Below are 25907 nucleotides of genomic sequence, written 5' to 3'. Positions count from 1 at the left end.
ATATGAAATCATTATATAGAATAGCGTTAGCCGCAACATTTGTTTTCTCTTTTGTGTCTTGCGACGATTTTTTGGACAGTGAACCACAGTCTGCGGTAGATCCGGACAGATACTTTACGGAAGTTTCCCAGTTACAAGCCTATGCGGATGAAATATATCCACGCGTTCTTCCCGGCAGTAATCGCGGGTATTATGAAACAGATGATCAATATACCGATAACCAAATATCCGAAGTGGCTCCCGACCGTTTCTTTGAGGGACAATGGAAAGTACCCTATTCGGAGGGAAACTGGTCGTTTGAAACGATTTATAGATTGAATTTCTTTTTTTCGGAAGTGCTGCCTCGGTTTGGAGAAGACCTGAGTGGCTCACAAAATACAATTTCCGGTGATTTGGCAAGTATCAGGCACTATATCGGTGAGTTGTACGTTTTGCGTGCGCTCGAATATTTTAAGCGCTATCGGGCTTTTGGTGATTTCCCTATTATCACTGAACCATTGCCGGATGATGAAACTGTGCTGAGTGAAGCCAGTAAACGTATGCCACGTAACGAGGTTGCACGTTTTATTTTGTCGGATTTGGATAAGGCGGCAACTTTGATGGATGGGAAAAATATGGCAACTACCCGCATTAACCGTGACCTTGCGCTGCTCATCAAATCGCGGGTTGCCTTGTACGAAGGAACCTGGCTGAAATATTTTAAGGGGACGGCGTTTGTACCCAATGGTGATGGATGGCCGGGTAAGTCAAAGGATTATAATGCCAATTATCAGTATCCGAGTGGGAGCATTGAAAATGAAATCAATTACTTTCTTGATGAAGCTATCTCTGCTTCGAAAGAGGTAGCGGAGAAGTATAAGAACTCGTTGACAGCCAATACAGGCATACTGCCACAAAGCGCAAGCGAAGTTGCCAATCCGTTTTACGATATGTATGTGTCGGACGACCTTTCTTCTTATTCGGAAGTATTGCTGTGGAAGCAATATACCTATGGAATATCTACGCATGGTGTGTGTGTAGGTGCCAATCAAGGTAATTGGGCATTGGGGGTGACCCGTAGTTACGTACAGAATTTCCTGATGGCGGACGGTACGCCGGTTTATGCCAATGGCTCTTATGCCGAAGGTAATGGAGTCTATAAAGGAGATAAGACGATTGCCGATGTTCGTGCCAATCGGGATTCACGTCTTTCTGTCTTCCTGAAGGAACCCGGACAGAAGAATATTCTGGTTGATGGCACAAGTCCGCTCAGTACCTTCTATCGTACGGAGCCATATCCCGGCATAACGGATGGCGCTAACCAGACACGTGCCACTACCGGCTATCTCTTACGAAAAGGTGGAGCTTTTGATGTAAAGCATTATCAGGATGTATGGGCAGGTTTTGTCGGCGTAGTTCTATATCGTTCTGTAGAGGCATTGCTGAATTACATGGAAGCCAGTTATGAAAGGAACGGAATGCTTGATGGTACGGCCCGTGAATATTGGCAGATTATTCGTCGTCGTGCCAATGTCAGTGATAATATTGAAGCTACCATTGCGGCCACCGATATGAGCAAGGAAGCTGAGAATGATTGGGGCGCTTATTCTGCCGGACAATTGTTGACGGACAAGACTCTGTATAATATCCGTCGTGAACGCCGTTGCGAATTCCTTTCCGAAGGGCTTCGATACATGGATGTATGTCGTTGGCGGGCAATGGATCAGTTGATTGCCAAACCGTATATTCCTGAGGGAATACATCTTTGGAATACTCCGATGGAGAAATGGTATAACGGTTTGGTGGCCGACGGTTCAGCAAGTGCTACCGTATCGCAGAAATCGGATAGTGAGTATCTTCGTCCTTATCGGCGTAACAGTGGTCAGAGGTGTTATGATGGTTATACCTGGAAGATGGGGCATTACCTTGAACCGATTATGGCAAAACAATTCTTGATTACAGCCCCGGACGGAGTATCTGTCGAAAGTTCTCCTATCTATCAGAACCCGTATTGGAAGACTGATGCCGATACGCCGGCTGAACGATAGACGTAAATGCTAAAACAAATATCATGAAGAAACATTTATTGAAGAGAATAGGGACGCTTGTCGGTATGTTGAGTGTATCAGGTTTCCTGTTTGCGGGGAGTTCTCCTATAGAAGTGAAGAGTAATGCTTCTACCGGTGCTCTCAGCGAAATGAAGATACAAGGTGATGAGCGCAACATGAATTGGGTGGTAAAAACAGACGGTACCCAGTATCCTTGGATAAAGGAGAATTATGGCTGGGGATTGGGCTATTTTACTGTAGTCAAAGGTCGGGAGAGCATAAAGAAGGAATGGATGAATCCTACTAAAATGAGTGCCGACGGCATGGAAGTGACTTATCGTGAGAGTGATATCGGCATCCGGGTGATAAGGGTGTTTGAACAGGACGACCTGGTAGAAAGATATACTTTCACCAATGAAGGCGGAGTACCGGTTTCCATCTATGATATCGGCATCTATACGCCTTTCAACGATAACTATCCTGATGCGGAACAGTGCATCAACACCCGTGCTAATGCCCATATCTGGGAAGGTGGGAGTGCGGCTTATGTAAATGCCATTCGTATGGGAGGCTTTGCTCCTCACTTGGGACTGGTGGTGACAGAGGGTGCCATCAAGAGTTATGAGGTATGGGAACGTGGACGTCAGAAAGCGAACTCCCATACAAGAGGCATCTTTGCTTTGAACTTGCCCGATATGCAACTGAAACCGGGAGAAAGCTATTCGTTGGAATGGCATCTGTTCTCTCATGCCGGTAATGAGGATTTCCGCAACAAACTGCTGGAACGTGGCAGTGTACTCGTTTCGTGCAATAAGTATGTTTTTGAAAAAGGAGAAAAGGCACGTGTGGAACTTCGCAGTGCACGGCCCTTGAAGGAATGTACGGCCAGGCTGAACGGCGTTCCGGTATCTGTCAAGCCGGAAGGAAACATGTATGTGGTGGAGATGCCGATGGAACAGGCTGGTGAAGCCCGATTTGATTTTTATTATAACGGAGATAAGCAGACACATGCCGACTGTCTGGTAATCAACAATACGGATGGACTGATACAAAAGCGTGTTGACTTTATCCGCACTCATCAGCAAATGAATAATCCGGCAGATTTGCGCGACGGCGCTTACATGGTTTATGATAATGAAGGAGACAGCATCTACCTGAATGACACGCCGAATTGCAATCCGGTGGATCGTGATGAAGGGGCGGAGCGTGTAGGCATGGGAGTATTGTTGGCTAAACAGTACTTGTTGACAAAAGACCCGGAGCTGAAAACATCGCTCCTGAGATATGCAACGTTTATACGCGGGAAACTGCAGACCGATGATTACGTAACCTATTCGAGCGTTGACCGGAAGAATCGTAACCGTGGATATAATTATATGTGGGTGGCAGAGTTCTATTTTCAGATGTATAAAGTGACCGGAGACAAACAATATGCTATGGATGGTTATCAAACGCTTCAGGCAATGTTCCGCCAGTTTGGTAATGGTTTTTACGCCATCGGCATCCCGGTACGCCTGGGATTGCAGGCTCTGAGAGAAACCGGCATGAAGAAGGAGTACGAGAAATTGCTGGACGATTTCATAAAGACGGGAGATGTCTTCATCAGGAATGGATTGAACTATCCGGCGCATGAAGTGAATTACGAACAAAGCATCGTAGCTCCGGCTATTCAGTTCCTTGCACAACTTTATCTGGAAACCGGCAGCCGGAAATATCTGGATGAAGTGAAACGCCAGATGCCGGTGTTGGAGGCCTTTAATGGCTTTCAGCCCAGTTATCATCTGAATGAGGTGGCTATCCGTCACTGGGACGGGCACTGGTTTGGTAAACGGGAAATGTTTGGTGATACCTTCCCGCATTATTGGAGTACGGCAACCGGAGCTGTTTATCATTTTTATGCACTCTGCACCGGTGATAAACGTTACCAGAAGCGCGCCGAGGATGTAGTAAGGAATAATCTTTGCCTATTCTTTGAAGATGGGAAGGCTTCTTGCGCCTACATGTATCCATATAAGATTGATGGGGTGAAGGCTCAGTTCTACGATCCTTATGGCAATGATCAGGATTGGGCGCTGGTCTACTATTTATTGGTTAATAAAGGATTATAGAATATACTATGCGAAACGGATTATTGAAAAGAGCTTTGGGGGCGTTCGGCTTGTCAGCCATTTCTTTGTTTTCTGCCTATGGGCAGTATAAGGCGATAAATGTGGACGCTCCTTTCCCAATGAATTCCATAAAGGAGTTTGTTTATCCTCAGAAAGATTTCTCCATCACAGAGTATGGAGCAGCCAAAGGTGGAGTGACAGATAATACGGAAGCCATTGCTAAGGCTATCGACGCTTGCAACAAAGCTGGTGGCGGTAGAGTAGTGGTGCCCGAGGGGGAATGGCTGACGGGCCCTATTCACTTCAGGAGTAATGTAAACCTTTACCTTACGGAAAATGCTATATTGCGTTTTACGGGCAATCCATCAGATTATCTGCCTGCCGTAATGACTTCGTGGGAAGGTATGGAGTGTTATAACTACTCTCCGTTGGTTTATGCTTTTGAATGTGAGAATATTGCCATAACGGGCAAGGGGATGTTAAGCCCGGAAATGGATACCTGGAAAAGTTGGTTTGCCCGTCCGGAGGCTCACATGGAGGCACTGAAGCAGCTTTATACGATGGCTTCAACAGATGTTCCGGTTGAGGAAAGGCAGATGGCAGTGGGCAAGAACCATCTGCGTCCCCATCTGATTCAGTTCAACCGTTGCAAGAATGTGTTGCTCGATGGATTCAAGATACGTGAAAGCCCATTCTGGACTATTCATATGTATATGTGCGATGGTGGCATAGCCCGTAATCTGGATGTAAAAGCGCACGGACACAACAACGATGGTATCGACCTGGAAATGACACGCAACTTCTTGATAGAAGATTGCACTTTCGATCAGGGAGATGATGCAGTGGTTATTAAAGCCGGACGCAACCGGGATGCATGGCGACTGAATATGCCGACTGAGAATATCGTTATCCGCCATTGCAATATTCTGGAAGGGCATACTCTGTTAGGCATTGGTAGCGAAATATCGGGAGGTATCCGTAATGTGTATATGCACGATTGCAAAGTTCCCCAATCTGTCCGACGTCTTTTCTTTGTAAAGACCAACCATCGCCGGGGGGCTTTTGTTGAGAACATCTACATGGAAAATATCAAGACCGGGCACGTGCAGCGCGTGTTGGAGATTGATACGGATGTGCTTTATCAGTGGAAAGACCTTGTGCCCACTTATGAAGAACGCATCACCCGCATTGACGGCATCTATCTGAAGAATGTTTTGTGTGATTCGGCCGATGCGGTTTATGAACTGAAAGGAGATGCAAAGCTGCCTATCCGGAATGTATTCATTGAAGATGTACATGTAGGCAAGGTCAATGACTTTATTAAAAGAATCAGTCATGCCGAGCATGTACAAGAGAAGAATGTAACGATAGGCAACAGCCTGGTACGTAACGGCATTCCCTGGTTTGATGACCGTGGAAACATTGTCAATGCACACGGTGCCTGCATTGTAGAAGACGGAGGACGTTATTATCTTTTTGGTGAATGGAAGTCGGATGAGAGTAATGCCTTTCCCGGTTTCAGTTGTTATTCTTCGGACGACTTGGTGAACTGGAAATTCGAGAATGTAGTGCTGAAGGTACAGCCGGATGGAATACTTGGCCCTGACCGGGTAGGTGAGCGTGTGAAGGTGATGAAGTGTCCCAAGACCGGAGAGTACGTGATGCTGATGCATGCCGATGATATGGGATATAAAGACCCTTATATCGGTGTTGCCATTTGCAAGACGATTAATGGCGACTATGAGCTGCAAGGGCCGCTGCTTTATCAAGGCAAGCCCGTGAAGCGTTGGGATATGGGAACCTTTCAGGATACGGACGGTAAAGGGTATCTGCTTATTCATCATGGACCGATCTATCGTTTGAGTGATGATTACCGTTCGGTGGAAGCAGAAGTGGCTTATGTGGAAGGTGCCGGTGAATCGCCGGCCATGTTTAGGAAGAATGGTGTTTATTATATGTTATACTCCAATCTGACCAGTTGGGAAAAGAATGATAATTTCTACTTCACAGCTCCGAAGATTGAAGGTCCCTGGACGAAGCAAGGACTGTTCTGTCCCGCAGGCAAGTTGACGTACAATTCTCAAAGTACGTTTGTCTTCCCGTTGAAACGCGGAAACGATACGATACCTATGTTCATGGGCGACCGTTGGTCTTATCCTCATCAGGCTTCTGCTGCTACATATGTGTGGATGCCGATGCAAGTGGACGGAACAAAACTGTCAATCCCCGAGTATTGGCAATGCTGGGATATTCATACTTTGCAACCGGTGGATATATTGCAAGGTAAGGAAGAAATAGCTTTTAAGGATATGATGCCCTCTGCCGGCTGGAGGAGAAAGGACGGCCGATGGACTTCAAATACAAAAGGCAGTGTGTTGTCGGTAGCTTTCAAGGGAACTGCTGTAGCCGTGGTGGGGGAGTCTGATTCTCATAGCGGATATGCAAAAGTGAGCATATTGGATGCAAAGAAAGATACGGTTTATTCTTCGTTGGTGGACTTCTACAGTAAATATCCGGAGAAAGCTATCCGGATTATTACTCCTGAAATGCCTGAGGCAGACTATACTCTGTCAATAGAGGTGACGGGGATAAAGCCGGTATGGACTGACAAGACAAAAGCTATTTATGGAAGCGACAATACATTTGTTACGATTGATAATATTTATCGATTCAGATAGCAACCAATAGTGATGTTTTACTTACTTTTGTAGGATATAAATGGGAATTGAATAAATACCATGAAGAAAATAATCTTAAGTTTGCTCTTGTTCGCTGTGGCGCAAGTTTCTTGGGCACAATTCATCTTGAATGCAGGAAAGCCCGTAGTGCTGGCTTATGACAAATCCGAGGGAATGGTGGTGCATACAGCTTTGGAACTGTTCACCCGGGACTGTCAGGCTGTGCTTTCTGCTCCCGTGCAGCAAGATGGCAAAGCAGGTCATATAGTAATAGGTACTGTTGGCAAGAGCCCGTTGATAGCGGAGACCGGGGCAGATGTTTCTGTTTTGGAAGGCAAGAAGCAGGCTTTTCTGTTGACTGTACTTCCGGATGGAAAATTGCTGGTTGCCGGCAGCGACCAATATGGTACAGCCTATGGCATCATGGAACTTTCCCGCTCGATGGGCGTATCTCCGTGGGAGTGGTGGGCGGATGTAACGCCTGAAAGGAAAGACCGATTTGAACTTCCGGCCGGTTATAAGACGATTCAAGCACCTTCTGTGGAGTATCGCGGCATCTTTATCAATGATGAAGACTGGGGATTGATGCCTTGGAGCAGCTTGAACTATGAACCGTGGTATAAGCCCGGACGCATTGGCCCGCGTACCAATGAACGTATTTTTGAGTTATTGTTGCGTTTGCGTGCCAATGTCTATTGGCCTGCCATGCACGAGTGTACCGTTCCGTTTTTCCTGACGGAAGGGAATCGGGAAGTTGCCGAAAAGTTTGGTATTTATATCGGTTCTTCCCACTGTGAGCCGATGGCATGCAATGCTGCCGGCGAATGGAGCAGAAGGGGAAAAGGCGATTATGACTATGTGAATAACAGCGAGGCTGTCTGTAAATTCTGGGAAGACCGGGTGAAAGAGGTGGCCGGGCAGGAAATTCTATACACCGTGGGAATGCGTGGCGTGCACGACGGACAGATGCAGGGAGCCCGGACGGTGGAAGAACAGAAAGCGGTGTTGGAACGTGTACTCAAAGACCAGCGCAACTTGTTGCAGAAGTATGTTGATAAAGATGTGACTGCTGTGCCGCAGGTCTTTATTCCTTATAAGGAAGTGCTCGATATTTATCATGCCGGTTTGCAGGTGCCGGAGGATGTAACGTTGATGTGGTGTGATGATAATTACGGATATATCCGCCATTTCCCCAATAAGGAGGAACGTGCCCGTAAAGGTGGAAACGGTATTTATTATCATGTATCCTATTGGGGACGTCCACACGATTATCTTTGGTTGGGAACCTTCAGTCCGGCGTTGCTGTATCAGCAGATGAAAACGGCTTATGACCACGGCATTCAAAAGATGTGGGTGCTGAATGTGGGTGACATCAAACCGGCCGAATATCAGATGGAACTCTTTCTTGATATGGCGTGGAACATAGATAAAGTAGCCGGAGAAGGGGTGTATAGACATTTATGCAACTTCCTGAAGCGCGAGTTTGGAGAGACGGTAGGCAATCAATTGCTACCGGTTATGCAGGAACATTATCGTTTGGCATATATCCGCAAACCGGAGTTTATGGGGAATACCCGCGAGGAAGAATATCATACGAATGACTACCGCATAGTGAAAGACATGCCATGGAGCAGAGAGTTTATCAATAAACGTCTGGAAGATTATCAGACTATCTCGGATGAGGCTGAACGGTTGGCTTCGCAAATACCGCAGGGACGCCGGGATGCTTATTTTCAGTTAGTGAAGTATCCGGTACAGGCATCTGCTGAAATGAACAAGAAAATGCTCTATGCACAGTTTGCCCGTCATGGGGAAATGGATTGGGGTAAGAGTGATGCTGCTTATGACAGTATTGTGTCGCTTACCCGTATCTATAATAAAGGTATAGAAAACAACGGCAAGTGGCATCGTATGATGGATTATCAGCCACGTAAGTTGCCGGTGTTTGAACCGGTAGACCGGTCATCTGTTGAAGTGCCTGTGCTCGAAGAACATTCAAGTCTGCATAAGTGGAATGCTGCGGATTTCTCAGACGGGAATCCGGTATTTTGCGAAGGATTAGGATATGAAGGCAAGGCGGTGATGCTGGCGAAAGGTGAAGAATTGGTTTTCGACTTTAATGATTGCCGGGCCGATTCGGTGGAAGTGGAGATTCGTCTGCTGCCGAATCATCCGATTGATGGAGAACAACTGGGTTTCATCCTTTCACTGGATAATAAGTATTCTGCTCCTATAACTTATGAAACAAAAGGACGTAGTGAAGAGTGGAAGGAAAATGTCTTGCGCAATCAGGCCATCAGACGGATCATTCTTCCTGTAGGAAAAAGAAAAAAACACCGGCTGACAATCAAGGCGCTTGGCGAAGGGGTTGTACTGGATCAAATTCTGCTGTACCGTTAAGTATGTCATCAGAATTAGTTTGTATTATTGATAGTAACTTCATTCCCCTCCCCGGAGGAGGGGAATGAAGATACTCTATTTAATATAAGCTAATTATGGCGACATGCTTATAGATAATTAATATAAAGAATGGAAAAGACTTGGAGATGGTTTGGCAAGAAGGACAAGATAACCCTTGCCATGTTGCGACAGATAGGAGTGGAAGGCGTTGTCACTGCCTTGCATGAAGTTCCCAATGGTGAAATATGGACGTTGGAAGCCATTGAAGATTTGAGGGATTATATTGAATCCTTCGGATTGCGCTGGTCTGTAGTAGAAAGTCTGCCGGTATGCGAGGCTGTCAAATATGCGGGGAGTGAGCGTGACCGATTGATAGAGAACTATAAGATAAGCCTTGCCAATCTTGGCAAGGCAGGCATCCGGACGGTATGCTACAACTTCATGCCGGTGATTGACTGGATTCGCACGGACTTGCAACATCCCTGGGAAGACGGGACTTCTTCCCTTTATTTCGACAGAATCCGTTTTGCCTACTTCGACCTGAAGATATTGGAACGGGAGAATGCGGAAGCCGATTATTCTCCGGAAGAGCTGGACAAGGTGGCAGAACTGGATAAGGTGATTACGGAGTCCGAAAAGGCAGAACTGGTAGATACGATTATCGTAAAGACACAAGGATTCGTAAACGGCAACATCAAGGAAGGGGACAAGGAGCCGGTAATCCTGTTCAAGCGTTTGCTGGCGCTATACAAGGGGATAGACCGGGAGGCTCTGCGCGGGAATATGCGTTATTTCTTGTCTGCCGTCATGCCGGTATGCGAGGAATATGGGGTGAATATGTGTGTACACCCCGATGACCCTCCTTTCCAGGTATTGGGGTTGCCGCGCATTGTGACAGACGAGGCGGATATTGCCTGGATACTGAGTGCAGTGGACAATCCCCATAACGGCCTGACTTTTTGCGCCGGTTCATTGAGTGCCGGTGAACAGAATGATACCCGTGAACTGGCAAGGAAGTTTGCCAAGCGTACCCACTTTGTGCATTTGCGCAGTACGAAGGCCATGCCGGGTGGAAACTTTATCGAAAGTTCCCATCTGGAGGGAAGGGGACACCTCATTGACTTGATTCGTATCTTTGAGAAGGAAAATCCGGGGTTGCCGATGCGTGTGGACCACGGTCGCATGATGTTGGGCGACGAGGACAAGGGGTACAACGCAGGTTATTCTTTTCATGGACGTCTACTGGCATTGGCACAAGTGGAGGGGATGATGGCTGTGGTGGATGATGAATTGTCCGGAAAATCAGTTTGATTGATTTAAAGTTAGACGCGGATTACGCGAAAAATCATGGATAATAAATGAAAAATATCCATGATTTTTCGCGTAATCCGCGTCTAAAGAATCTATTAGTGTTGTAAATCCGGCTTAATAGTTGAAAGTCTTGGATTTTACGTAAACCTTGAAGTCTTTGATTCCACCCGGTACCTCGCTTTCCATTCTGGGTAGATATTGTATGCCGGTCAGGGTGTGGGTACTACCCAAGTCAATCACGACAGCATGCGGGTATGGAGTGTCTTTTGTTGTGCTCCAATAGGTTGATTCCTGGAGGTCGAAGATTTTGTCCGCAGAACAGTTGACGTGGGATACGTCTTCGCTGTCGGCATAATTGACAATCCAGGGTTCGCGTGACAGACGTTCCCCATTCTCATCCAGCAGATACATTTCGGCAATGCAAGCCAGGTCTTTTCTATCTTGTGCACTCAAGGCTTCCAGGCAGACGTAACGTCCGGTGACGGGTTGGCCGAATTTGCGTTCCTGCCAACCGTTGCCGGGATTGAAGCTGCCGGAGAGGACGGGCTGCTCACCGGACAAGTCGAGATTTTCACCCTCATTGCGGTGCGTCAGCGGTTTGGTAACGAGTAGTTGGTCTAGCAATGGCTCGCTCAGTCCTTCGGACTTAGCCTCTTTGGGACCGATGAGGTCGAAGACAATCACTTCATTCTCGCCTTTCTTCAACCAGCATCCCGGGATGTAGAGGGTCTGTTGCGGGCCGATTTCCCAAATGCGTCCCATGGCGTGCCCGTTGACGTAGACAAGTCCCTTGCCCCAAGTCTCGAAGTTTAGGAATGTGTCGCTGGGCTTGTTCACCTTAAAGGTGGCACGGTAGCAACCCGGAATGCGTTGTCCTAACTCATCTTTCAGTGAGCCGATGGGCTGGAACTTCATGTTCTTATAGAAATCGTATGTATCTTCGAGATTATAGACTTCCCAATCCTTCAGGTTGCAGGTGAAAGGACGGCCGTCGATGTCTACGGTAAGTTCTACGCTTTGGGTGATACCCTTGAAGTCCTTGATGGCACGTCCAAAGTTGATGCGGCCCATGGCTTCTACCAGAATGTCGAGGCGTGCACCTTTGGGGCAGGCGGGGAATTCCAGTTGCTTTTCACCGTTGCGGCGGTCCAGTTTGCCGATGTATTTACCATTCAGGAAAACTTGGGCATAATCGTGCGCATCGTTCACAGTGAGCAGGGACGGGGTTTTCATCTCGGGCAGTGTGGTGCGGTAGAGAATACTTCCGAATCCCTGGTTATATTCCTCCATGGTACGGATATTGCGGTCTTTCTTGGCAGCAGGAAGATTGTCGAACAAAGGAGCCATCTCTGTAAATTGGAAAGACGGAATACGGATGGGCTTGATTAAAGCGGGAACTTTAGCCTGCTTCTCGCCGTTCATGTATTTGGACAATGCTTTTCGCAATTCCCAGTATTTGGGAGTGGTCTGTCCCGATTCGCTGATGGGGGCGTCGTAGTCGTAAGAGGTTACGTCAGGGGCGAATCCGGGTGAGTTGGCTCCTGCCCAGTGTCCCCAATTGGTTCCTCCATGGGTCATGTAGAGGCTGAAGGAGATGCCTTTGGACAACATCTCGTCAATTCCGGCAATCATGTCGGCAGCCGGACGGGTTTCGTGGTTGGCTCCCCACTTGTCGAACCAGCCGCTCCAGAATTCGGAGCACATCAGCGGACTGTCAGGACGGAGTTTCTTCAGCGGTGCAAACTGTTGGTCGATGTTGGCTCCTGTACCGAAGTTCATGGTCCATACCAAGTCATGGAGCCCGTTCTTGGTGAAGTTGGACGCCCAGTCGCACTGGAACAGTGCTACGCCGGGGTAATTGGCGCGTACGATGTCACGGATTTGCGATACGTAACCTTTGTCTTCCCCGTAGGAGCCGTATTCGTTCTCTACTTGTACCATGATGATGGGACCTCCGTTCTGTATGGTCATACCGGCTACCTGCTCGGCAACAGCTTTTTCGAAGATACTTACACGCTCCATAAAGTAGGGGTCGGATTCGCGCAGGCGGATATCTTTTTTCTTGAGTAACCACCAGGGCAGTCCGCCCATTTCCCATTCGGCACAGACATACGGTCCCGGGCGCAGGATGACATACATGTCGTTCTGCTGGCATAGGCGGCAGAATTCCGCCAGGTCATTCTGTCCGGTGAAGTCGAACACTCCCGGCTGAGACTCGTGGGAGTTCCAGAATACATAAAGGCAGATGGTGTTCATGCCCAGTGCCTTGCATAGCTTGATGCGTTGGTCCCAATAGGCCTTGGGGATACGTGGATAGTGCAGCTCTGCGGCTTTGATGACAAACGGCTTGCCATTCAATAGGAATGTTCCTTTGCCGGCAGAGAAGTCGCCTTGTCCTTCCCACTGGGTACGCGGGTCCCACCTGTCGCGCCAGGGTATCGTGATTGTTCCGTCCTTGCCGAATTCAAGCGGGAGCCATACGTAGCGTGAGTCCTCAAGGTCTTTCTTTTTCCAGCGGTCGAACATGGCAATGTAGGCATTTCCTTTTCCGTATATTTGCTGCACGTAAGTACTTTGTGCATAGAAGGTCTTGTCTGCATCAGGACCGGTACACGGATTGCCGATGGTAGTCCATTGCCCCATGATGGAGTCGGCTACAGCCAGTTCGGCAACATTGGGATCCCAGCCGGTACAACCGGAAGAGAGCATATAGTACTTGCCGTTATACTTGAATACGGCGGGTGCTTCGCGGCTTTGCTTCACGAAATTGCGTGTATAGCGACCAGTGGGCTTCAGGTAGTCATCCGTTAGCTCGCTTATATATAAGGTAGCGTTGTTTTCCGAAGAGTAGAACTGATATGCCTTGCCGTTATCATCAACGAACACTGTTTGGTCGCGGCTCATCGCACCGTTGGGACGGAAGCTGCCTACATAGGTGAATGTCCCGGTAGGAGAATCGCTGACCGCTACGCCGGCACATGCCTTACTGTAGTCGGCGCTTTCCACATGCGCCCACATGACGAATTTCTTTGTTTTTTCGTTGTAAATCACTTTGGGACGTTCCAACACCTTGCTGGGGTGCAGGTCGTGTTTCTCGTCGTCTTTCACGGCAGGAAGTACGATACCCTCGAACTTCCAGTTCAGCAGGTCTTTCGAAGAGTAGCAGCTGACACCGGTTACGTCGGTGCGGTAGCATTCCCACGTAGCCCATTCGGGCAGGATGGTTTCCCCTTTTTTGTATTCGCCATACCAATAGTAGGTCCCTTCGTGGTAAAGAAGGCCGCCGCCATGGGCGTTGATGGGATTGCCGTCGGTGTCTTTCCATACTTCCCCGGGTATGATTGCGGCATTTTTCGTTTGTGCTTTTGTTTTTGCAGATGGCAGGCAGCAAAGGCAGGCCAGCAATGCAAAACTCCAAATAATTTTCCTTTTCATTTAAGAATTCGGTATTAGATAATTAATAAATCGTTTATGTTTTGGGCAAAGATATGCGAAAGTTGAGAAATGGAGGGTATGTAAATGTGTCAAAAAGGAGAGATTATAGCTCTAATCTCTCCTTTTTGTGATGTTTTTCGGTCTTTTCTATTTGGTTTGTACTTGTTTCATCACCCGGAGGAAATTTCCACCCCATATCTTGGCGATGTCTGTTTCTGTAAATCCATGTTCCAGCAGACGGACGGTGATATTGATGAAATCATTGTCCCCATTGCATCCTTTGACCCCGCCTCCACCGTCGAAGTCCGAGCCAATGCCCACGTGGTCTATGCCTGCCACTTCAACCATGTGCAGCAGGTGTTTCATGAAGTCCGTAAGGTTGGTTTTCTTGGCATCCGGGTTCAGAAACTCGTCTACCAGGCAGGCTTGAGCCACACCGCCATGTGCGGCAAGGGCGCGTAGCTGTTCGTCGGTCAGATTGCGGTCGTGTCTGTAGATGGCGCTTGCAGAGGAGTGGGAGACTATGACCGGTGCTTTTGAATATTTCAGTACATCCCAGAAGGTGCTTTCGGCTGCATGGGAAAGGTCTATCATTATTCCCAGCCGGTTCATTTCTTTCACCACTTTTCTACCGTAAGGACTTAAGCCGTTCCAACGGGCAGTCGTGTCCGAAGAACTGTCGCAGATGTCATTGTTGCGGGTGTGGCAAAGGGTGATGTAGGTAACGCCTGCATCATGGAAACGGGTGATATTCTTCAAATCCTTGCTGATGCCGTATCCGTTTTCGATGCCAATATAAAAGGCTTTCTTTCCTTCGGTCTTGAGCCTGGACAAATCATCGGGCGTGCGGGCTATGGCACATTGCTCCCCGTTCATCTCCACTTGTCGGTAGATGTGGCGTATCAACTCATCCACTCGGTCAATGGCTTTCAGACTGTTCTCTTCATCGCACGGGCCTTGACGCACCCAGCATGCCAGGTATTGTCCATCCAATTTTCCTTCTCGCATCTTGGGCAGGCAAACCTGCGTTTTTTCGCGCGTACCTATATTATAGGAAACGTCAAAATCAAGTGGGGTGTCTGTATGCGTGTCGAGGGAGAGGATGCGGCGATGAATCTCTTTGGCATGCCGGTAGGTAGCTGCCTTTTGAACCAGAAAATAGAAGAATCTGGCAGAGATGCTGTCGCCTGCCGTAGCCAGAGCTTCGGGATGGAATTGCACACCCCATATCGGATATTCGTGAGAAGACTCTATAGCTTCGGGAATACTGTCTGACGACCAACCCGTTACGCTGAATCCCGGGGCAACTTGCTTGACCGCCTGGTGATGGTGAGTATTGGTGAAAAGTTGTGTCTGTCCGGTTATGGATGCCATGGCAGAACCGGGAGTGAGGTGGACGGTATGAGTTGGTATACTGCTCGGTTCCTGCTGCTGGTGGCAGACAGTGGTGTCGGGATGCTGGGTAGGGATATCCTGATAAAGGGTTCCGCCGAAAGCTACATTGATTAACTGTTCTCCCCGGCAGATGCCAAACATCGGAATGTTACGCCGGGTAGCCAGGCGGATGAGTGCCATGTCGTATACATCACGCAGGGAGTCCACCTCTCCCAGCTGTTCGATGGGCGATTCATTGAAATAGGAAGGGTGGATGTCTCCTCCTCCTATCAGAATGATACCGTCCAGCCGGTTGGCAATGTCTGTCAAGACAAGGCTATCGGTAGTGATGGAAATCAGTATAGGTGTTCCACCTGCCTGGATTACAGACTCGGTATACGTCATCTGTGTGGATGAGCTTCGGCCCGGATGTGAGCAGGAAATGCCGATGAGAGGGGCTTTCCTGGTTGTTTTTTGGTTGGACTGTCCCATTGCCAAATATGGACATAGAACGAGCGGTGTTGTTAACAGTAGTTTGTTCATGGTTTTCGGGGGGAATTCTTTTTCCTGCAAAGTTATAAGAAATATTTAAGCCGTCCAAGAAGTTGGATGACTTGTGAATTCGGGCAGTTTATTGGCAGAAGAACATTATATTCTTTGTTGGTGGAGGAAGTGTGTTATATAACATGCTTCCCGATGTTGCTTTTCTTTGAATTAATGCCTAATTTGCGCCTCACAAAAAGTTAACGGCATCATCGTATGTCAGGTTATTCACTTAAAATCTTAATATATCATGAAAGTATATCAGACGAATGAAATTAAGAACATTGCCCTCCTTGGCAATGACGGCTCGGGTAAAACCACTCTCACGGAAGCGCTGCTCTTTGAGAGTGGTATTATAAAACGTCGCGGCAGGATTACTGCCAAGAATACAGTCAGCGATTACTTCCCGGTGGAGCAGGAATACGGCTATTCTGTGTTTTCCACCGTTTTCCATGTGGAGTGGAACGGCAAGAAACTGAATATCATTGACTGCCCGGGTAGTGATGACTTTGTAGGGGCTGCCATGACGGCGCTCAACGTTACAGATACTGCCATTCTGCTGCTGAACGGGCAATACGGTCCCGAGGTAGGTACGCAGAACCATTTCCGCTACACCGAGAAACTGGGCAAACCGGTTATTTTCCTGGTAAACCAGCTTGATAATGAAAAGTGCGATTATGATATGGTGCTTGAGCAGTTGCAAACCATATACGGTCCGAAGGTGGTGCCCGTGCAATATCCGCTGGCTACCGGACCGAACTTCAATTCGTTGATCGATGTACTTTTGATGAAAAAATATTCGTGGGGACCCGAAGGTGGCGCTCCCATTATTGAAGAGATTCCGGCCGAAGAAATGGAAAAGGCTACAGAACTGCACAAGGCTTTGGTAGAAGCTGCAGCCGAACATGACGAAGGCCTGATGGAAAAATTCTTTGAGCAGGACTCTTTGACAGAAGACGAAATGCGCGAAGGTATCCGCAAGGGACTGGCTTCACGAGGTATGTTCCCGGTATTCTGCGTCTGTGCCGGCAAGGATATGGGTGTACGCCGTCTGATGGAGTTCCTGGGTAATGTGGTGCCGTTTGTGGACGAAATGCCACCGGTGCACAATACACGCGGTGAGGTGGTGAAGCCGGATTCTAACGGACCGACTTCCTTGTATTTCTTCAAGACTGCCGTTGAGCCGCATATCGGTGATGTTCAATACTTCAAGGTTATGAGTGGTAAAGTGCACGAAGGTGATGATTTTACCAATGCAGACCGCGGTTCCAAGGAACGCATCGCGCAGATTTATGCTTGTGCCGGTGCCAACCGTATCAAGGTAGAGGAAATGGTAGCCGGTGACATCGGCTGTACAGTGAAACTGAAGGATGTACATACCGGCAATACATTGAACGGTAAGGGCTCTGAAAACCGTTTCAACTTCATTAAATATCCGAACTCCAAATACTCACGTGCTATCAAGCCGTTGAACGAGTCGGATACAGAAAAGATGATGGTTGCTTTGAACCGTATGCGAGAGGAAGACCCGACATGGGTGATAGACCAGTCTAAAGAATTGCGTCAGACTATTGTACACGGACAAGGTGAATTCCATTTGCGTACCTTGAAGTGGCGTCTGGAAAACAATGAAAAACTGCAAATCAAGTTTGAAGAACCGAGAATACCGTATCGCGAAACGATTACCAAAGCTGCCCGTGCGGATTATCGCCATAAGAAGCAGTCGGGTGGTGCAGGCCAGTTCGGTGAAGTTCATCTGATTGTTGAGCCTTACTACGAAGGCATGCCGTTGCCCGAAACCTATAAATTCAATGGTCAGGAGTTCAAGATGAACGTCAAGGGTACCGAAGAAGTTCCATTGGAATGGGGTGGCAAGCTGGTATTCGTCAATAGTATTGTGGGTGGTTCCATTGATGCACGTTTCATGCCGGCCATCTTGAAGGGTATCATGTCACGTATGGAGCAGGGACCGTTGACTGGTTCGTATGCTCGCGATGTACGTGTCATCGTATATGACGGAAAAATGCATCCGGTTGACTCCAATGAAATCTCCTTTATGCTGGCGGGACGGAATGCGTTCAGCGAAGCGTTCAAGAATGCAGGCCCGAAGATTCTAGAACCCATTTATGACGTGGAAGTATTTGTTCCGTCGGACAAGATGGGTGATGTGATGGGGGACTTGCAGGGACGCCGTGCCATGATTATGGGTATGAGCAGCGAGGCCAGTTACGAAAAACTGAGTGCTAAGGTGCCTTTGAAGGAAATGTCATCCTACTCTACGGCACTTAGCTCACTGACTGGTGGACGTGCTTCGTTCATCATGAAGTTTGCCAGCTATGAACTCGTTCCGAGTGATGTGCAGGATAAACTGATTAAGGAATTTGAGGCAAAGCAAGCTGAAGAATGATTTTCAGGGGTTGGTAGTTTGGCTGTTGTAACTACCGGCTGCTAATATAACAATTGTTAAAGCCGTTGTTACTTCATGGCAAGTAATAACGGCTTTTTTCATTAACGTAGATTAAGAACATGCAGAATTGTGAATTGAATGATTAATTTTTTATTAAATTTGCAAACCAAAGGCTTGTGTTTTTGTTATAATGCTCATAATACAACCTAAAAAATGGTCTTCGGTTAATTTACGAGAACGTCCGGTTAAATCAGGTTAATTGGTTAGGAGTGTTAATTAGGGAGTGTTAATTTTGTGACTATGAAAAAGTCAACTATATGGATATTAGGTGTTGTTATGGGGCTTTCCTTCCTTAGTTTGCTGTATCTGCAGATAAGCTATATTGAGGAAATGGTGAAGATGCGTAACGGACAATTTGATGAATCGGTGAAGCGTGCGTTGATGGCTGCTTCGAAAGAGGCAGAGTCCGCAGAGGTTGTGCGTTGGCTGAATGAGGATATCTCCGAGGCAGAAAAGAAGGCGTGGGAACAATCGCAAAGCAGTAGCGGAGTGATGCGTACCCAGCGGTTTGTGATGACAGCTCCGGATGGCAGTGTCCGTTCTTCGGTGGAATTGAAAACTTTCAGTAACGAGCCTTCTGAATTGCCAAGAGCAATGATTTCACGCAAACACGGAGCAAAAACCATTCCTCAGACTTCACGCTCGCAGATAGAGATGCTTAAAAACCGCTATCTTTACCAGCGTGCATTGGTAGACGAGGTGGTGTTGCAGATGGTATACAATGCCAGCGACAAGCCGATTGAGGAGCGTGTTAATTTCAAAAGTCTGGACCAGTATCTAAAAGCAGGTCTGATAGAGAATGGTCTCGGTGATATGGATTATCACTTCAAGGTGATAGACCGGGAAGGTCGGGAGGTATACCGTTGTGCGGATTATAGCGATGCAGGGAGTGAAAGCTCTTATTCGCAGCCATTGTTTTTGAATGACCCACCAGCCCGTATGAGTATCGTCAAGATACATTTTCCGGGAAAGAAGGATTATATCTTCGATTCGGTCAGGTTTATGATACCGTCGATGATATTTACTTTTGTACTGCTGGTGACGTTCATCTTTACGATTTACATCGTATTCCGCCAGAAGAAGCTGACGGAGATGAAGAATGATTTCATCAACAATATGACGCACGAGTTCAAGACGCCGATATCGACGATTTCTCTGGCGGCACAGATGTTGAAAGACCCGGCTGTGGGCAAGTCTCCGACTATGTTCCAGCATATATCGGGTGTCATCAACGATGAAACGAAGCGCTTGAGGTTCCAGGTAGAAAAAGTGCTTCAGATGTCGATGTTTGACCGTCAGAAGGCTACTTTGAAGAATAAGGAACTGGATGCCAACGAGCTGATAGCGGGTGTTATCAACACGTTTACACTGAAAGTGGAGCGTTATAATGGAAAGATTGAATCGGAGCTTAAAGCTACCAACTCTGCCATTTTTGCCGATGAGATGCATATCACCAATGTGATTTTCAATCTCATGGATAATGCAGTGAAGTATAAACGTCCGGATGCGGATCTGCAACTGACGGTGAAGACTTGGAATGAGCCTGGCAAACTGATGATTTCCATCCAAGATAACGGCATCGGCATCAAGAAGGAGAATTTGAAAAAGATATTCGAGAAGTTCTATCGCGTGCATACAGGTAATCTGCACGATGTGAAAGGCTTCGGCTTGGGACTGGCTTATGTGAAGAAGATTATCATGGATCATAAGGGAACTATCCGGGCAGAAAGTGAACTGAACGTAGGAACTAAATTTATTATTGCATTACCTTTATTAAAAAATTGATTGATATGGACGAGAAACTGCGTATTTTATTGTGCGAAGATGATGAAAATCTTGGCATGCTTTTAAGAGAATATTTACAGGCAAAAGGTTACGCTGCCGAGTTATATCCCGATGGAGAAGCTGGATACAAGGCTTTCCTGAAGAATAAATATGACTTGTGTGTGTTTGATGTGATGATGCCAAAGAAAGACGGATTCACACTGGCACAAGAAGTGCGTGCGGCCAATGCCGAAATACCTATTATCTTCTTGACGGCAAAAACATTGAAGGAAGATATTCTGGAAGGTTTCAAGATTGGTGCCGATGACTACATCACCAAGCCCTTCAGTATGGAAGAGCTGACTTTCAGAATTGAAGCTATCCTGAGACGTGTTCGCGGAAAGAAGAACAAGGAGAGCAACATCTATAAGATTGGTAAGTTTACATTCGACACGCAGAAACAGATTCTGGCGACTGCCGAGAAGCAGACTAAACTGACCACCAAAGAATCCGAACTGCTGGGCTTGCTTTGTGCACATGCCAACGAAATTCTGCAGCGTGACTTTGCGTTGAAGACTATTTGGATTGATGACAACTATTTCAATGCACGTAGTATGGATGTATATATCACAAAGCTGCGTAAGCACCTGAAAGAAGATGATTCGATTGAAATCATCAACATTCACGGAAAAGGATATAAACTGATTACTCCGGAAGCTGAGTCTTGATGAGACTCGGCTCCTCTGGGGGAGAGAAAATAAAAAAGGCGGTTTGCATGTATATGCAACCGCCTTCTTTATTTCTTTTCTTTTGATATTAGTCGACAATTCTCTTGTTGATGACAATGTAGGAAATCAATCCCACTACAACCAAAACGGCAGAACTGCCCAAGATGGCATTGTTGTTAACATTGCCGGTAAAAGAACATGCAACCAGGATTACAGCTCCTATTACGACTAATATCAATCCCAGATTTTTTAATAAGCCTTTCATGTGTGTGTATTTTAATTAGATTATTATATTCTTTCGTATTCTTGTCACAAAGAAAAGCATAATTCTTTAACAAGCGAAATTATTTTTGCAAAAAATCCATATTTTAATAAAGAATGGAAGATGAGGAATGAAAAATGACGCTTCATCCCCTTATTTTCTCCTCCCTTAATCTCTAATCCTTAACCCCTAATCCCTATATCTTAGTCCTTCGTATTGAAGAAAATCTTCCTCAGCACCTCCTGGCTCACACTGAGCTCTTCGATGGTGATGCCTTTCAAGGCTTCTTTGAGGGTCTGGTTGGCAATGACGCGCGCGCGTTCTTCCAGCTCCTTGCCGTCCTTGGTCAGATGTATCAGATTGGTTCGGCGGTCTTTCTTGTCCGATATGCGCACGACGAGATGCTGACGCTCCATATTGTCTATCAAGCGCGTCATGCTGGGCTTGTCTTTGAAAGTTGCATTACACAACTCTTGTTGCGTCACCCCGTCCTTTTCCCATAAGAAGATGAGGACGGTCCACTGTTCCGGAGTAATCTCCAAACCGTTCTGGCGGAAGTTGCGGGACAGCTTTCGGTTAATGGCAGCCGACACTTTACCGTTCAGTATGGCAAAGATAAGGCGGATATCAAAGTTAAATTGCTCTATCATGAAATTATTGTTTAAACAACTTTGCAAAGATAAGGCAAGCTGAAGACAATTCCTATATCCCTACACAAAAAAACATTAAATGTTTGTAGTTCAAAATAAAATGTCTACCTTTGCACCGCATTTTTAAAACGAATAATTTATTTATTTAATTAAACGAGTATGAATCAATACGAAACCGTTTTCATTTTGACTCCCGTTTTGTCTGATGTTCAGATGAAGGAAGCGGTAGAAAAATTCAAAGGCATCCTTACTGCTGAAGGTGCTGAGATTGTAAATGAAGAAAACTGGGGACTGAAGAAGCTGGCATATCCTATCCAGAAGAAGTCAACCGGTTTCTATCAGCTGATTGAGTTCAATGCAGAACCTACTGTCATTGAGAAATTGGAAATAAACTTCCGTCGTGATGAGCGCGTTATCCGTTTCTTGACTTTCAAGCAAGACAAGTACGCTGCTGAATATGCTGCGAAGAGAAGAAGTGTTAAATCAACTAAAAAGGAGGATTAATCATGGCACAACAAGTTCAATCAGAAATCAGATATTTAACTCCGCCCTCAGTAGACGTTAAGAAGAAAAAATACTGCCGTTTCAAAAAGAGCGGTATTAAGTACATCGACTACAAAGATCCCGAATTCTTGAAGAAATTCTTGAATGAGCAAGGTAAAATCCTTCCGCGTCGTATTACCGGTACTTCTTTGAAGTTCCAACGTCGTGTAGCTCAAGCTGTGAAGAGAGCACGTCACTTGGCGTTGCTGCCCTATGTAACTGACATGATGAAATAATAGGAGGAGGAAAGTATGGAAATTATATTGAAAGAAGACATTGTAAACTTGGGTTATAAGAACGACATCGTAACAGTAAAGTCTGGTTACGGTCGTAACTACCTCATCCCGACTGGTAAAGCTGTCATCGCTTCACCGGCTGCAAAGAAAATGTTGGCTGAAGAGCTGAAACAACGTGCTCACAAGCTGGAGAAAATCAAAAAGGATGCTGAAGAACTGGCTGCTAAGCTGGAAGGCGTATCATTGAAGATTGCTACTAAGGTTAGCTCTACTGGTACTATCTTCGGTTCTGTTGGTAACATCCAGATTGCTGAAGAGTTGGCTAAATTGGGTCACAACATCGATCGTAAGATTATCGTTGTTAAGGACGTAGTGAAAGAAGTTGGTAACTACAAGGCTATCGTTAAGCTGCACAAGGAAGTTTCTGTAGAAATTCCTTTCGAAGTAGTTGCTGAAGAAGCATAAGAAAAGACTTAATAATGATAAGGAAGCCCGGTTCTGATAAAGGACCGGGCTTTTCTATGTTCGGAGCGTATGTGTGTGAGCTTATTGAGGGATACGTAAAGCTGCGGTTATAGAGGTTTACGAATCTGAAGTAGAGGTTTACGCGCGTGGTATAGAGGTTTGGCAAGAATACTCTTGTGTCTCTTTACGAGGTTACTAATGCAAAAAAAAAGAGCATATCCACTCAGGGGTATGCTCTTTGCCTTATTGTCAGCCAATAATTCTTTTAGTTTCTTGGCAATGCTTCTTTCACTACCATTTGGCGGCCTACATATTCTGCTCCATTCAGTTTGTTGATTGCTTGTTGGGCTTCAGCAGCTTCGGGCATCTCTACGAAGGCAAAACCTTTTGATCTGTTTGTATTACGGTCCATAATCAGTTTTACTGATTCTACTGTTCCATACTCTTCCATTACTTGTCTCAAATCTGATTCCCTAACGTTGTAGCTAAGGTTTCCAATGTACATATTCATAAAATACAAAAATAAAAAATTAATAATTCAATAAAGGAGTCTTAGGAAGTTGTAGTCAGAAATGAAAATTCTCAATGTGGCTAATCGAGGAGAAACATAGTGAAACGTAGATCGTAATAAACCTCTTATTGTTTTGTTGATGCAAAGTAACGGCTTTTATTTGGTATATGCACTATACTTTATCATTTATCTGCCATATAATACCCTTTTTTGTGAAATAAGACCAAGACTTAACAATTGGAAGGGAACAGAAGGAGAGGATAAGACATAAAAAAAGTCTGGTGTGCTTGTATGCACGTCAGACTTTCAATTCTCTCGAGTGTTGTACTGAAATTATTCAGCTACAACAGCTGCGCTATCTACTGCTACAGTGTCAGCTGCTGCGGCTGCTGCTGCGGCTTCAGCTGCTGCTGCTTCTACAGCTGCGATTGAGTCAGCGATACGGATAGAATCTGCAGTTGCTTGTTCAGCGTTAGCTGCTTTGTTGCCACAAGATGCGAAAGATACTGCTACGATAGCTGCAGCCATCAAAACTAATTTTTTCATTTTCTTTACTTTTAAAACGTAATACAATCAATTGCTTTATTAAAACGTTGCAAAGGTATGTACTTTTTGAATATGTTGTTCTCGAAACCCCAACTTTTTTTATATTTTTTTTGGAGCTTCGGCTGTTTTTATCCCTATCTATATGTTTTACAACATATTAATCTTCGGCAATGCTGTTGTATAAGTATCTCTTGATACTTCTTTTGGGCGTTTTCTCAAATTCAGTCGGATAAAGTTGGATTTGGCTTACTTTTTCATAGGCTGCCACACTATTATTCAGATTTTTGAGATTCTCATCCATAATGGTTTTGAGGTTGTCCGGCTGGTTCAACCCTAAAGAATCCAAGGCTTCATAGTCGGCATAAACCAGTGCCACCAGTCTTTTATTCCGTTCGATGACAAGACTTTCCAGGACGAAAGGCATGTTGTTGAGCCGTGCTTCTATCTCTTCGGGGAAGATATTCTGTCCACTGGAACTGAGAATCATGGTCTTGCTGCGTCCGCGTATGTATAGGTTGTTGTCGTCGTCCAGTGTACCCAAGTCGCCGGTGCGAAGCCATCCGTCTTCGGTGAAGACTTCTTTGGTGGCTTCGGGGTTTTTGTAATAACCCGTCATCACGTTCTCACCACGTACTTGTATTTCGCCGAGTTTGTCGTCCGGGTTTTCCTTGTAGATACGGGCTTCCATGATGTCGAGTACCCGTCCGGAGGAAGTCGGGACAAATTCATTCCAGGGAGCATAGCTGATGAGAGGGGCACATTCAGTCATGCCGTAGCCGATGGTGAAGGGGAACTTGATGCGGTGGAAGAATTCTTCCACTTCCGGGTTCATGGCCGCGCCTCCTATGATGACTTCCTTGAAACGTCCGCCCAGTGCGTCAATCAGTTTCTTGCGGATTTGCCCGTATATCTGTCCGTCGAGCAAGGGAATGCTGAGTGCCCATTTCATGGTCTTTTTGTTGATGATGGGCTGTATGACATTCTTGTATATCTTTTCAATGACAAGGGGTACGGTGATAATCAGGTTGGGTTTCACTTCCTCGAAAGCTTTCATCAGAATCTTTGGGGAAGGTACTTTTCCCAACAGTGTGACGTGTGTGCCGACGGCCGTGGCGGTAAGGAAATCGAATGCGCAGCCGTATGCATGTGCCAAAGGCAGGAAAGAGAGCACTTTGTCCCCTTTCTTCAGCAGCTCGGTACGTATGCCGAAGGTGACGTTGCCGGCCAGGTTGTTTCCCGTCAGCATGACGCCCTTACTGAATCCGGTGGTGCCCGAGGTATAATTCAGCAGCATGACCTTGTCGTTGGAAAGGTCCGTGTAAACGATGTCTTCCTTGCGGAACCCGTTCGGGTAGGTCGCTTCCATTTCATCGCCCAGATGCTTGAGGAAACGCTGGATGGTTTCGCCGTCCCGCTGATACAGACAGCGGAAGTCGCTCAGCGAGAACACACCGCGAATTCCGGTAAGCCGTTCTTCTTCCAGATGTTCCCAAATGGCATCGCTGGTGAAGAGGAACGTCGATTCGGAGTGGTTTACGATATGATGGACATCATTGGGGTTGAAGTCTTGCAGAATGGGGACTACGATACCGCCGTAGGTGATGGTGGCCATATAGGCGATGCACCAGCGGGCATTGTTCTTGCCGATGACGGCTATCTTGTCGCCGCGGCGCAGTTGGCAGTACTTGAAAATAAGGTGCAGTCTGGCTATTTCTTGTGCCACTTCGCCATAAGTATAGCTCTCATTTTCTCCATAGTTGGTATAGCAGGGGAGGTCCCAATTCTCGCGGAAACTATGCTCGTATAGTTTGATAAAGTTCTCTTGTATCATTGCACAAATTTTAGTTGAGTGTGCAAAA

At 46.4% G+C, this 25907-nt stretch carries 18 protein-coding genes and 1 pseudogene; 12 read left to right on the top strand and 7 right to left on the bottom strand.

Going from position 1 to position 25907, the window contains the following annotated elements; genetic code table 11:
- Positions 1-2: 2 nt before the first annotated feature.
- The 6 genes and pseudogenes from DW800_RS07555 (at position 3) to uxuA (ending at position 10524) form a co-directional block, all read left to right on the top strand.
- The gene (locus DW800_RS07555; RefSeq protein WP_044468179.1) at positions 3-2027 is read left to right on the top strand and encodes a RagB/SusD family nutrient uptake outer membrane protein; all 2025 of its coding nucleotides are present in this window, start codon (positions 3-5) and stop codon (positions 2025-2027) included.
- Between the two features lie 23 nt (positions 2028-2050).
- The gene (locus DW800_RS07550; RefSeq protein ID WP_119957943.1) at positions 2051-4135 is read left to right on the top strand and encodes a six-hairpin glycosidase; all 2085 of its coding nucleotides are present in this window, start codon (positions 2051-2053) and stop codon (positions 4133-4135) included.
- Positions 4136-4143: 8 nt separating this feature from the next.
- Positions 4144-5502, top strand: a pseudogene (locus DW800_RS19920) (glycoside hydrolase family 28 protein); the annotation flags it as partial.
- Complete coding sequence (locus DW800_RS19795; RefSeq protein ID WP_227224301.1) at positions 5503-6813, top strand: family 43 glycosylhydrolase; 1311 nt, start codon at positions 5503-5505, stop codon at positions 6811-6813.
- Positions 6814-6873: 60 nt separating this feature from the next.
- Positions 6874-9213: a glycosyl hydrolase 115 family protein gene (locus tag DW800_RS07540; protein WP_044468166.1), complete on the top strand. Its 2340-nt coding sequence runs from the start codon at positions 6874-6876 to the stop codon at positions 9211-9213.
- A 129-nt stretch (positions 9214-9342) separates the two neighbouring features.
- Positions 9343-10524, top strand: coding sequence for a mannonate dehydratase (uxuA, locus tag DW800_RS07535; protein ID WP_044468165.1), 1182 nt, complete (start codon positions 9343-9345; stop codon positions 10522-10524).
- Positions 10525-10638: 114 nt separating this feature from the next.
- Here uxuA and DW800_RS07530 read toward each other — a convergent pair whose 3' ends face one another.
- The gene (locus DW800_RS07530) at positions 10639-13959 is read right to left on the bottom strand and encodes a beta-galactosidase (RefSeq protein ID WP_119957941.1); all 3321 of its coding nucleotides are present in this window, start codon (positions 13957-13959) and stop codon (positions 10639-10641) included.
- 147 nt (positions 13960-14106) lie between these two features.
- Positions 14107-15876, bottom strand: a complete 1770-nt coding sequence (locus tag DW800_RS07525; protein ID WP_119957940.1) for a gamma-glutamyl-gamma-aminobutyrate hydrolase family protein — start codon at positions 15874-15876, stop codon at positions 14107-14109.
- Positions 15877-16126: 250 nt separating this feature from the next.
- Here DW800_RS07525 and DW800_RS07520 point away from each other — a divergent pair, with 250 nt between their 5' ends.
- The 3 genes from DW800_RS07520 to DW800_RS07510 all read left to right on the top strand — a co-directional run bounded on the left by DW800_RS07520 (position 16127) and on the right by DW800_RS07510 (position 20835).
- Positions 16127-18283: an elongation factor G gene (locus DW800_RS07520; RefSeq protein ID WP_008664112.1), complete on the top strand. Its 2157-nt coding sequence runs from the start codon at positions 16127-16129 to the stop codon at positions 18281-18283.
- Between the two features lie 300 nt (positions 18284-18583).
- Positions 18584-20128: a sensor histidine kinase gene (locus DW800_RS07515; RefSeq protein WP_005830174.1), complete on the top strand. Its 1545-nt coding sequence runs from the start codon at positions 18584-18586 to the stop codon at positions 20126-20128.
- A gap of 5 nt (positions 20129-20133) precedes the next feature.
- Entirely contained in the window at positions 20134-20835 is a 702-nt protein-coding gene (locus DW800_RS07510; protein ID WP_005830176.1) for a response regulator transcription factor, read from the top strand.
- Between the two features lie 88 nt (positions 20836-20923).
- On the opposite strand, the gene DW800_RS19640 is transcribed toward DW800_RS07510, so the two are convergent.
- Together DW800_RS19640 and DW800_RS07505 are read right to left on the bottom strand one after the other, a co-directional pair.
- Positions 20924-21100 (bottom strand): hypothetical protein, encoded by a 177-nt coding sequence (locus DW800_RS19640; protein WP_005830181.1) that lies wholly within the window; start codon positions 21098-21100, stop codon positions 20924-20926.
- A gap of 200 nt (positions 21101-21300) precedes the next feature.
- Positions 21301-21747: a MarR family winged helix-turn-helix transcriptional regulator gene (locus DW800_RS07505; protein ID WP_005830183.1), complete on the bottom strand. Its 447-nt coding sequence runs from the start codon at positions 21745-21747 to the stop codon at positions 21301-21303.
- Positions 21748-21906: 159 nt separating this feature from the next.
- Between DW800_RS07505 and rpsF the strand changes: the two genes are divergently transcribed.
- The 3 genes from rpsF to rplI are packed head-to-tail and all read left to right on the top strand — an operon-like array spanning position 21907 to position 22991.
- Positions 21907-22251 (top strand): 30S ribosomal protein S6, encoded by a 345-nt coding sequence (gene rpsF / locus DW800_RS07500; RefSeq protein ID WP_005657357.1) that lies wholly within the window; start codon positions 21907-21909, stop codon positions 22249-22251.
- Between the two features lie 2 nt (positions 22252-22253).
- Positions 22254-22526 (top strand): 30S ribosomal protein S18, encoded by a 273-nt coding sequence (gene rpsR / locus DW800_RS07495; protein ID WP_004288442.1) that lies wholly within the window; start codon positions 22254-22256, stop codon positions 22524-22526.
- A 15-nt stretch (positions 22527-22541) separates the two neighbouring features.
- Positions 22542-22991: a 50S ribosomal protein L9 gene (gene rplI / locus DW800_RS07490; RefSeq protein ID WP_016273037.1), complete on the top strand. Its 450-nt coding sequence runs from the start codon at positions 22542-22544 to the stop codon at positions 22989-22991.
- Between the two features lie 265 nt (positions 22992-23256).
- Here rplI and DW800_RS07480 read toward each other — a convergent pair whose 3' ends face one another.
- The 3 genes from DW800_RS07480 to DW800_RS07470 all read right to left on the bottom strand — a co-directional run bounded on the left by DW800_RS07480 (position 23257) and on the right by DW800_RS07470 (position 25879).
- Positions 23257-23502, bottom strand: coding sequence for an RNA recognition motif domain-containing protein (locus DW800_RS07480; protein WP_005830186.1), 246 nt, complete (start codon positions 23500-23502; stop codon positions 23257-23259).
- Between the two features lie 333 nt (positions 23503-23835).
- A complete protein-coding gene (locus DW800_RS07475) occupies positions 23836-24048 on the bottom strand; it encodes a hypothetical protein (RefSeq protein ID WP_005833237.1) in 213 nt (70 codons plus the stop codon).
- 157 nt (positions 24049-24205) lie between these two features.
- On the bottom strand, positions 24206-25879 hold the full coding sequence (locus DW800_RS07470) for a long-chain fatty acid--CoA ligase (RefSeq protein WP_005833234.1): 1674 nt from the start codon (positions 25877-25879) through the stop codon (positions 24206-24208).
- Positions 25880-25907: the final 28 nt, after the last annotated feature.

Origin of the sequence: Bacteroides sp. AM32-11AC (assembly GCF_003603515.1) — a bacterium.
Lineage (GTDB): Bacteria > Bacteroidota > Bacteroidia > Bacteroidales > Bacteroidaceae > Bacteroides > Bacteroides uniformis.
This window is presented reverse-complemented; position numbering and strand designations above follow the sequence as displayed.

Coding starts and splice junctions, on each gene's coding strand:
- DW800_RS07505 (WP_005830183.1), bottom strand. CDS start 21,747: ATGATAGAGCAATTTAACTTTGATATCCGCCTTATCTTTGCCATACTG.
- DW800_RS19640 (WP_005830181.1), bottom strand. CDS start 21,100: ATGAAAGGCTTATTAAAAAATCTGGGATTGATATTAGTCGTAATAGGA.
- DW800_RS07510 (WP_005830176.1), top strand. CDS start 20,134: ATGGACGAGAAACTGCGTATTTTATTGTGCGAAGATGATGAAAATCTT.
- DW800_RS07530 (WP_119957941.1), bottom strand. CDS start 13,959: ATGAAAAGGAAAATTATTTGGAGTTTTGCATTGCTGGCCTGCCTTTGC.
- uxuA (WP_044468165.1), top strand. CDS start 9,343: ATGGAAAAGACTTGGAGATGGTTTGGCAAGAAGGACAAGATAACCCTT.
- DW800_RS07470 (WP_005833234.1), bottom strand. CDS start 25,879: ATGATACAAGAGAACTTTATCAAACTATACGAGCATAGTTTCCGCGAG.
- DW800_RS07555 (WP_044468179.1), top strand. CDS start 3: ATGAAATCATTATATAGAATAGCGTTAGCCGCAACATTTGTTTTCTCT.
- DW800_RS07480 (WP_005830186.1), bottom strand. CDS start 23,502: ATGAATATGTACATTGGAAACCTTAGCTACAACGTTAGGGAATCAGAT.
- rpsF (WP_005657357.1), top strand. CDS start 21,907: ATGAATCAATACGAAACCGTTTTCATTTTGACTCCCGTTTTGTCTGAT.
- DW800_RS07540 (WP_044468166.1), top strand. CDS start 6,874: ATGAAGAAAATAATCTTAAGTTTGCTCTTGTTCGCTGTGGCGCAAGTT.
- DW800_RS07550 (WP_119957943.1), top strand. CDS start 2,051: ATGAAGAAACATTTATTGAAGAGAATAGGGACGCTTGTCGGTATGTTG.
- DW800_RS07475 (WP_005833237.1), bottom strand. CDS start 24,048: ATGAAAAAATTAGTTTTGATGGCTGCAGCTATCGTAGCAGTATCTTTC.
- DW800_RS07515 (WP_005830174.1), top strand. CDS start 18,584: ATGAAAAAGTCAACTATATGGATATTAGGTGTTGTTATGGGGCTTTCC.
- rplI (WP_016273037.1), top strand. CDS start 22,542: ATGGAAATTATATTGAAAGAAGACATTGTAAACTTGGGTTATAAGAAC.
- rpsR (WP_004288442.1), top strand. CDS start 22,254: ATGGCACAACAAGTTCAATCAGAAATCAGATATTTAACTCCGCCCTCA.
- DW800_RS07525 (WP_119957940.1), bottom strand. CDS start 15,876: ATGAACAAACTACTGTTAACAACACCGCTCGTTCTATGTCCATATTTG.
- DW800_RS07520 (WP_008664112.1), top strand. CDS start 16,127: ATGAAAGTATATCAGACGAATGAAATTAAGAACATTGCCCTCCTTGGC.